Consider the following 6,965-nt stretch of genomic DNA (forward strand, 5'->3'; position numbering starts at 1 on the left):
CTCCGCACCGGAAGCCCGGCCGGCGAAGGTACCACCCAGCATGAATGCCCAGCCGGATAACCGTGACCGTTTCGCCGTCACCAGGAGAACTCGCATTCACACATGAAGATAGTCGGCCTAGCCGCCCGTTGGTATCCGGATGGTACCTGGCGTTAACCGATTCTGTCCCGGCACGCGTTCGATCCCCTTCTTGTCGCACGGCGGGCGCGCGCTTCACCCATGGCCGAGGTCGTTGATATCTGCGACGCCACCTGCTCATCGGGCCCGCGTTCTCAAAAGTGCCGGTAGAACACTCGGTGAAGCTGAGCGAACCGCAAGCTCAGCAGATCCAGCGCCCCGTTGAGAATGTGCGGTCCGGGCGCCAACACCATGCGTAGATGGTTGTTCCCGGGTGCCCGGGCCGACTCACACCTCCGAGGACAATTCGCTATTCAGGCCACCCGTGTCAGCCGGCGTCGCGTTGACGCCGCCACTGCCAAACTTCGGAGAGCGCCTCCGAGGGGCTTTCTGCTTATTGCGAAAGCGCCGGAAGATTGTGCCGCGTCTCGGATCGCTGCGGCTGCCGTAGCCGAGGCGCGCACCCCGGCTTCTGGCGCCCGTAACACCTCCGCTAGATCACGCAAAGTTGTTGCAGGAGACCTAATTACGAGCGGAGTGGACGTGCGCTATTCGTTCAGTTGGTGAAGACCCAATCGACAATCGGCGTCGGCTGGTGCTGGCGTCCTAATAAGCATCGACGGAATGCAGCCGCCGTCCGGCTCCCGGCATTCGCCGAGTGTCAACCAGAACCTTTGGTATCCGCCCAGGCCGCGATCCAGAGGCATCTCGAAGACCGTCAGCGCGGTCTGCTCAGACAGGCGTAGGCCGGTGCGCACCATGACGTCACTGAACAGCGTATTTCGCGCGGCCCACCGCCCGCGGAAGTCCACGTTCGGCAGACCGTGCGGGGTGTACCCGCGGATTCCGACGTCGCGCCACCGACGGTAGGTAGCAGGCGGAATCCACTCGATCTTCTCCCTACCGGCTCCGTGGCTGTAGGTGGCTGCCGTCGTCGCAGACTGGGCTCCGCGACGCCCTGCAGTGCGTGGTGTCGGTCGTCGTGCCCGCTGCGGAATCGGGTTGCCGGGTACGTGCTGTGCCCGCACCTGCCAGCCGTAGAACTGGTTGACCGCGGTGACCTCCCGATCCCACGTGGAGTCGTCGATGCGCGGCCCCGCCGGGTCGTTGCGTCGCCACACAAGGTAGGCGAAGTGATCGGCGGCCGTGGCGTCGCGCCACGGGGTGCGGTTGCGGTTGTGCCACAGGAAGTTCAGGAACGCTCTCAGGTCCCGGGCGCAGCCATCCTGGGTGTTCCATGGGTGGCCGAGCATCTCGCCGGAAAGGAAGAAGCCATTGAGGTCGACGTCGTATTCGAACGTCGGCGACAACAGGAACGGCGTCCGCTCCGGGATCGCTGCTGCCTCTCGCCACTGGGTCCAGTCGACCGATTGCAGCGCGCGTAGCGAAGACATGTTGGCTGACGGCGTGGGCAACACCGCTTGAAAGAAGCACAATCGCCATCCGGAAACAGCCACGCACAGAAAAGTGCGACCGACCACCGACAGTCCCGTCGTGCGCGTTAGCTTTCGCCTTGCTCGATGAGGCCGGGGACGATGTCGCCCAGCCCAAAGCTGAGTGGTTGTTCGAGTTGGGCGTAGGTGCACGAGCGAGGGTCGCGGTCGGGGCGCCAGCGGTTGAATTGCGCGGTGTGGCGGAACCGTTGCCCTTCCATGTGGTCGTAGCGGACCTCCACCACCCGCTCGGGCCGCAGTGGCACGAACGAGAGATCCTTGCCGGCGTTCCATCGTGAGGTTTCGTTCTTGCGCGGGTTTCGTTCGCCGGCTTCGTGCGCGGCCCAATTCCATGGGTGGTCGTCGAACGTGGTTACCAGCGGCTGCATTTCGGTGAACAATTGCCGCCGCTTGGCCATCGGGAACGCACCGATGACGCCCACCGAGGCGAGACTGCCGTCGTCGGTGTAGAGCCCGAGCAGTAGTGAGCCGATGGCCTCGTCGCTGGATTTGTGGACTCGGTAGCCGGCGACGACGCAGTCAGCGGTCCGCTGATGCTTGATCTTGAACATGATCCGCTTGTCGGGCTGATAGGTGATCGTCAGAGGTTTGGCGACGACGCCGTCGAGACCGGCTCCCTCGAACTCCTCGAACCACCGTTGCGCGGTCGTCAGATCGGTGGTCGCCGGTGTGACGTGAACGGAGGGGCCGGAGTCAGCCAAGGCCGTGACGAGTGCGGCGCGGCGCTCGGTGAACGGGCGCCGGGTGTAATCGTCGTCGCCCAGGGCGAGCAGGTCGAACGCTACGTAGGACGCAGGGGTCTTCTTGGCGAGCATCCGCACTCGCGAGTCGGCTGGGTGGATGCGTTGTTGCAACGCCTCGAAGTCCAGTCCACGGTCGGTGGCGATGATGATTTCACCGTCGATGACGCACCGTGGCGGGAGCTCAGCCTTGATGGCGGCGACCAGTTCGGGGAAGTATCGGGTCAGTGGGCGCTCGTTGCGGCTACCCAGCTCGACCTCCTCGCCGTCGCGGAAGCAGATCGACCGGAAGCCGTCCCACTTCGGTTCGTAGGAGGCGCCGGGTGGGATGGCCGAGACCGATTTGGCCAACATCGGCGAAATCGGCGGCAGGACGGGCAGCTTCATTGCCTCATTGTGGTTGATGGTTTGTAGGCGAAAGGGTTCTGTCTCCCGACCTGACAACCGCGTCGCGGTGTGGCATTAAGGGGTAATAGGCGCTTGTCGTGGGTTTGGGCGCCTGCAGCTGATCCGCGTAGGCGCGCCGCCTGCACTTCCTGCACTTGTTTAGTCCGTCTGAATCGTCGCAACCCTGGCTGCTGCGTCCCGAATGCTTCGATACGTGCGTCGACTGCATCGTCCCCCCCACACGCGACGCCACCGCTGCGATGACGGCTCGTCACGTACTGGTGCGGTCCAACCGGTAGTGCAGGCGCAGCGCCTGCCAGCGGCCGAAACCGCAACCAGTGGTCGGTGCGCAGAACGCCTTCGTCGTCGACGAAGACATGGAACGTCTCCCGGATGGGGGTATCGACGCGTACCAGCGATCTCCGAACCGGACCACTGCGTAAGCGCCGTCGCCGCCAAATGAATGGGAGCGGGACTCCAGTCAGAATGAGCCGTCGGGGTCGTCGCGCGGTGCCAGGTAAACCTGAATGCTGTCGCTTTCCAAGGGAAATGAGACGTACACGCGCGGTTGGCGGTTACCGGGCAACCGGCCCACTCGATAGTAACCGCTGTACACCCTGGAACCGTCGGAGCGCAGGTTGCGCAGCCAGGCGGCGCCGGCTCGGGTGCCTGCGTCCCCGGTTTCGACGTCATGGACCACCCGGACCACGCTCGACATCCCGCGACTGACCGACAGTGGTTGGACGGGCAAGGCCAACTGTTCCACCCGCCGGCCCCACACCCGGGCGAACAACTCGCCACCGGGCGCGAAGAGTGCATTCCACTGCGACCACACCTCGGGCGGTATGTGGTGAATCGAGCCAGCGGTGTTCGCCTGCGATGTCGACGGGCGGCCAACGGTCCGCCAGAAGTACCTGGTCGATAGATCCAGGCTGTACGTCAGTGCACCCATCCGACGATCGTTGCACCCTCGGTGATCATTCCTCGGGTGATGAATTCGGCGCGCGCGGGAAGTCTCTACGAGCGAGCCGCGCATACGTGAGGATGGAAACGTGCCCCTTTCTGCAGACCTACCTGTCATGCCGCCGATCGAGCCGATGCTCGCCAAGGCCGCCACCAAGGTGCCCGACGACGCCGGAGTGTGGTCCTATGAGCCCAAGTGGGACGGCTTTCGCGCGTTGGTGTTCCGCGATGGTGACGAGGTCATCGTGCTGTCCCGTAGCGGCAAGGATCTCGGCAGATACTTTCCGGAGCTCGTCGAATCCCTGCGGGACGAGTTGGAGCCGCGTTGCGTGCTGGACGGCGAGGTCGTCGTCCCGCGTGAGATCGACGGTCGCGTCCGACTGGATTGGGAGTCATTGAGCCAGCGCATCCATCCCGCAGAGAGTCGGATCGCGATGCTGGCCGAGCAGACACCCGCACACTTCATCGGGTTCGATGCACTGGCGACGGGGGATACGTCCTTGATGAACCAACCGTTTCGCGTGCGGCGGGAGGCGCTCTCGGGGCTCGTCGACGAAAAGACGTGGTGCCACGTCACCCGCACCACCGAGGACCCCGAGCTCGGCACGCACTGGCTCACCACGTTCGAGGGGGCCGGGCTCGACGGCGTGATCGCCAAACGCCTCGCCGGGCACTATCTGCCGGGCAAACGCGACATGATCAAGGTCAAGCACAAGCGAGATGCCGACTGCGTGGCGATCGGGTACCGCATTCACAAGAGCGGCGAGGGCGTCGGGTCCGTGCTGCTGGGTCTGTACCGGGACGACGGTGAACTCCAGATGGTCGGTGGCGCAGCCTCGTTCAGCGTCAAGGACCGTGTCAAGATGCTCGCCGATCTCGAGCCCCTGCGCGAAGGTGACGAGATGAAGGACGGTGAGCCGTCCCGGTGGAACTCGGCTGCCGACAAGCGCTGGACCCCGGTGCGACCCGAGAGGGTCGCCGAGGTGGCCTATGACCAGATGGAGGGCAACACCGTCCACGGTCGACGGTTCCGCCATGCGGTGAAGTTCGTGCGGTGGCGGCCCGATCGCGAACCGTCGAGCTGTACCTTCGCCCAGCTGGACTCACCCCTGAACTACGACCTGTCCGACGTGTTGGAAGGCTGAAATGGCAACTCCTGCAGAGGAAGTCGACGTCGACGGGGTAGCCGTCAGGCTGACCAGTCCGGACAAGGTGTACTTCCCCAAGCTGGGGTCCAAGGGCACCAAGCGCACGCTCTTCGACTACTACCTCGCCGTCGCCGAGCCGATGGTCGCCGTGCTTCGCGACAGGCCCACGCACCTGCAGCGATTCCCCGACGGCATCGAGGGGGAGGAGATCTACCAGAAGCGGGTGCCCGCAAAGCATCCCGACTACCTAGAGACGTGCCTGGTGACCTTTCCCTCCGGCCGGACCGCAGACGCGCTGAAGGTGACGCACGCGTCGTCGATCGCATGGGCGGCGCAGATGGGCACGATCACGTTGCACCCGTGGCAGGTCCGCTGCCCCGACGCAGAACACCCCGACGAGCTGCGCATCGACCTCGATCCACAGCCGGGGACCGCCTTCAAGGAAGCCGCAGAGATCGCGGTGAACGTCCTGAAACCCGTTCTCGACGAGCTCGGCATCGTCGGCTACCCGAAGACCTCGGGCGGTCGGGGCGTGCACGTGTTCATCCGGATAAAGCCGGACTGGGACTTCGTCGCCGTGCGTCGGGCGGGCATCGCATTGGCTCGCGAGGTCGAACGCCGCGCGCCCGATCAGGTCACGACGTCGTGGTGGAAGGAGGAGCGCGGAGAGCGGATGTTCATCGACTACAACCAGAACGCGCGCGACCGCACGTTCGCCTCGGCCTACTCGGCGCGCCGGACCGAGATCGCCACGGTGTCAACGCCGTTGAGCTGGGCCGACCTGGCCGGTGCCGACCCCGACGACTACACCATCGCCACGGTGCCGGACCTGGTGGCCAAGCGTGAGGATCCGTGGGCCGACATCGAGTCTCGTCCCCACTCCATCGAGCGCCTGCTCCAGATGGTGGAGGCCGACGAGGAGGAGCGCGGGCTGGGCGACCTGCCGTACCCGCCGAGCTACCCGAAGATGCCGGGCGAACCGCCGCGGGTCCAGCCGAGCAAGAAGGTCGCGGGGCATTGGGACGCCGACGGCAATCCGGTCGCGGACTAGCCGACCGGCACGACCCCTCGCGGCAGGATGAGGGGCAGGTCGTTGTAGGTGACGATGCCCGGTGCGGCAGCGATGACGGCGGGGATCGCGTTGAGCGGCGGCGTGGCGGTCATGATGTGGCCGAGGACCATGAACTCCTCGAGTGTCGTCGCCTCGAAGTCCGGTGGGGGTAGGAAGCCGACCTTGATCGTCACCGTCGGCCGGCCCGCGACCTCGATGAGCCAGCCGTCCTGCTCGATCGGCCAATTCGGTCCGAGCGTCTGGCCCTTCTTCCACAGCACGGAGATCTCGACGCGGGTGACGCCGCCCACGACACCCTTCCAGCTGGCGTGCACGCCGGCCACGCAGCCGGCGGGGATGGTCCACGACCCGAGATCGAGATCCTCGGTGGTCTGTGCGTACTCGGCCTCGCAGCGCACCTCGTCGAGCTCGATGCCGAGCGCGTCGGCCACCATCCGCACGGCCTCGCCGAACACGCCGGTGCCCTTGGCGGTCATCGCCTGTAGGTCGGGGTGGTCGATCGGCTGGCCGAAGCCCACCGGCTTCTCGGTGGCGGGTGAGTCGTAGAACGTGGTGTCGGCGGCCTCGTTGACGGTGATCTTGTCGACCCTGTCGCAGATGCCCGCTGCCACGATCGACAGCTGGTTGACGTAGCCGGGGCTGATACCCGATCCGAACATCGTCGAAGTCGGCGGTGGCTTTGGCGATGCGCCGGTCCAGGTGGCGCATCTCGGTGACCAGGTCCACGGCGAGGCCGCGCGGGGTCTTGCCGGCGGTATCGCGGGGTCGGATCCCGCGGAGGAGCTCGGCAACCTTGCTGGCGGTCAGGTCACGCTGTGCACCGGCCGGGATGAGGTGGGTGAGCACGACGTGGAGGCGGTTGATGGTTTGGGTGCGGGTTTTGAGCAGGTCGTCGCGGTGTTCGACGATCGCGCGCAGGGCGGTGACGGTGCCCTCGATGGTGACGGAGGTCAGCGCACCTGGCATGTCCCCGGTGAACGGGGCCATCTTGTTTTAGAGTCCTGTTGCCCGTGACCTGGGTGGATAGGACGATGGAAATATGGCTGGACGGAAGCGGAACTCCGCGGAAGACATCGTGCGCAAG

Annotated in this window: 6 protein-coding genes and 1 pseudogene; 3 read left to right on the plus strand and 4 right to left on the minus strand. The window is 65.5% G+C overall.

Annotated features, from left to right (window positions below; genetic code table 11):
- Window positions 1–665 precede the first annotated feature (665 nt).
- From QOI01_RS06475 to QOI01_RS06485, 3 genes are all read right to left on the minus strand, one after another.
- Window positions 666–1,574 (minus strand): hypothetical protein, encoded by a 909-nt coding sequence (locus QOI01_RS06475; RefSeq protein WP_526379358.1) that lies wholly within the window; start codon window positions 1,572–1,574, stop codon window positions 666–668.
- Between the two features lie 44 nt (window positions 1,575–1,618).
- Window positions 1,619–2,698, minus strand: a complete 1,080-nt coding sequence (locus QOI01_RS06480; RefSeq protein WP_526379359.1) for an ATP-dependent DNA ligase — start codon at window positions 2,696–2,698, stop codon at window positions 1,619–1,621.
- Window positions 2,699–3,179: 481 nt separating this feature from the next.
- A complete protein-coding gene (locus QOI01_RS06485; protein ID WP_526379360.1) occupies window positions 3,180–3,650 on the minus strand; it encodes a hypothetical protein in 471 nt (156 codons plus the stop codon).
- Between the two features lie 127 nt (window positions 3,651–3,777).
- On the opposite strand from QOI01_RS06485, the gene QOI01_RS06490 reads away from it, so the two are divergent.
- Window positions 3,778–4,806 (plus strand): ATP-dependent DNA ligase, encoded by a 1,029-nt coding sequence (locus tag QOI01_RS06490; protein ID WP_526379362.1) that lies wholly within the window; start codon window positions 3,778–3,780, stop codon window positions 4,804–4,806.
- Between the two features lies 1 nt (window position 4,807).
- Entirely contained in the window at window positions 4,808–5,860 is a 1,053-nt protein-coding gene (gene ligD, locus QOI01_RS06495; protein ID WP_526379361.1) for a non-homologous end-joining DNA ligase, read from the plus strand.
- Here ligD and QOI01_RS06500 read toward each other — a convergent pair.
- Window positions 5,857–6,546 (minus strand): annotated as a pseudogene (locus tag QOI01_RS06500) (dihydrodipicolinate reductase); the annotation flags it as partial. The gene ligD and the pseudogene QOI01_RS06500 sit on opposite strands and share 4 nt — an antisense overlap.
- A gap of 34 nt (window positions 6,547–6,580) precedes the next feature.
- Between QOI01_RS06500 and QOI01_RS06505 the strand changes: the two are divergent.
- Window positions 6,581–6,895: a hypothetical protein gene (locus tag QOI01_RS06505; protein WP_526379363.1), complete on the plus strand. Its 315-nt coding sequence runs from the start codon at window positions 6,581–6,583 to the stop codon at window positions 6,893–6,895.
- Window positions 6,896–6,965 lie beyond the last annotated feature (70 nt).

Source organism: Mycobacterium sp. (genome assembly GCF_032162605.1).
GTDB lineage: Bacteria > Actinomycetota > Actinomycetes > Mycobacteriales > Mycobacteriaceae > Mycobacterium.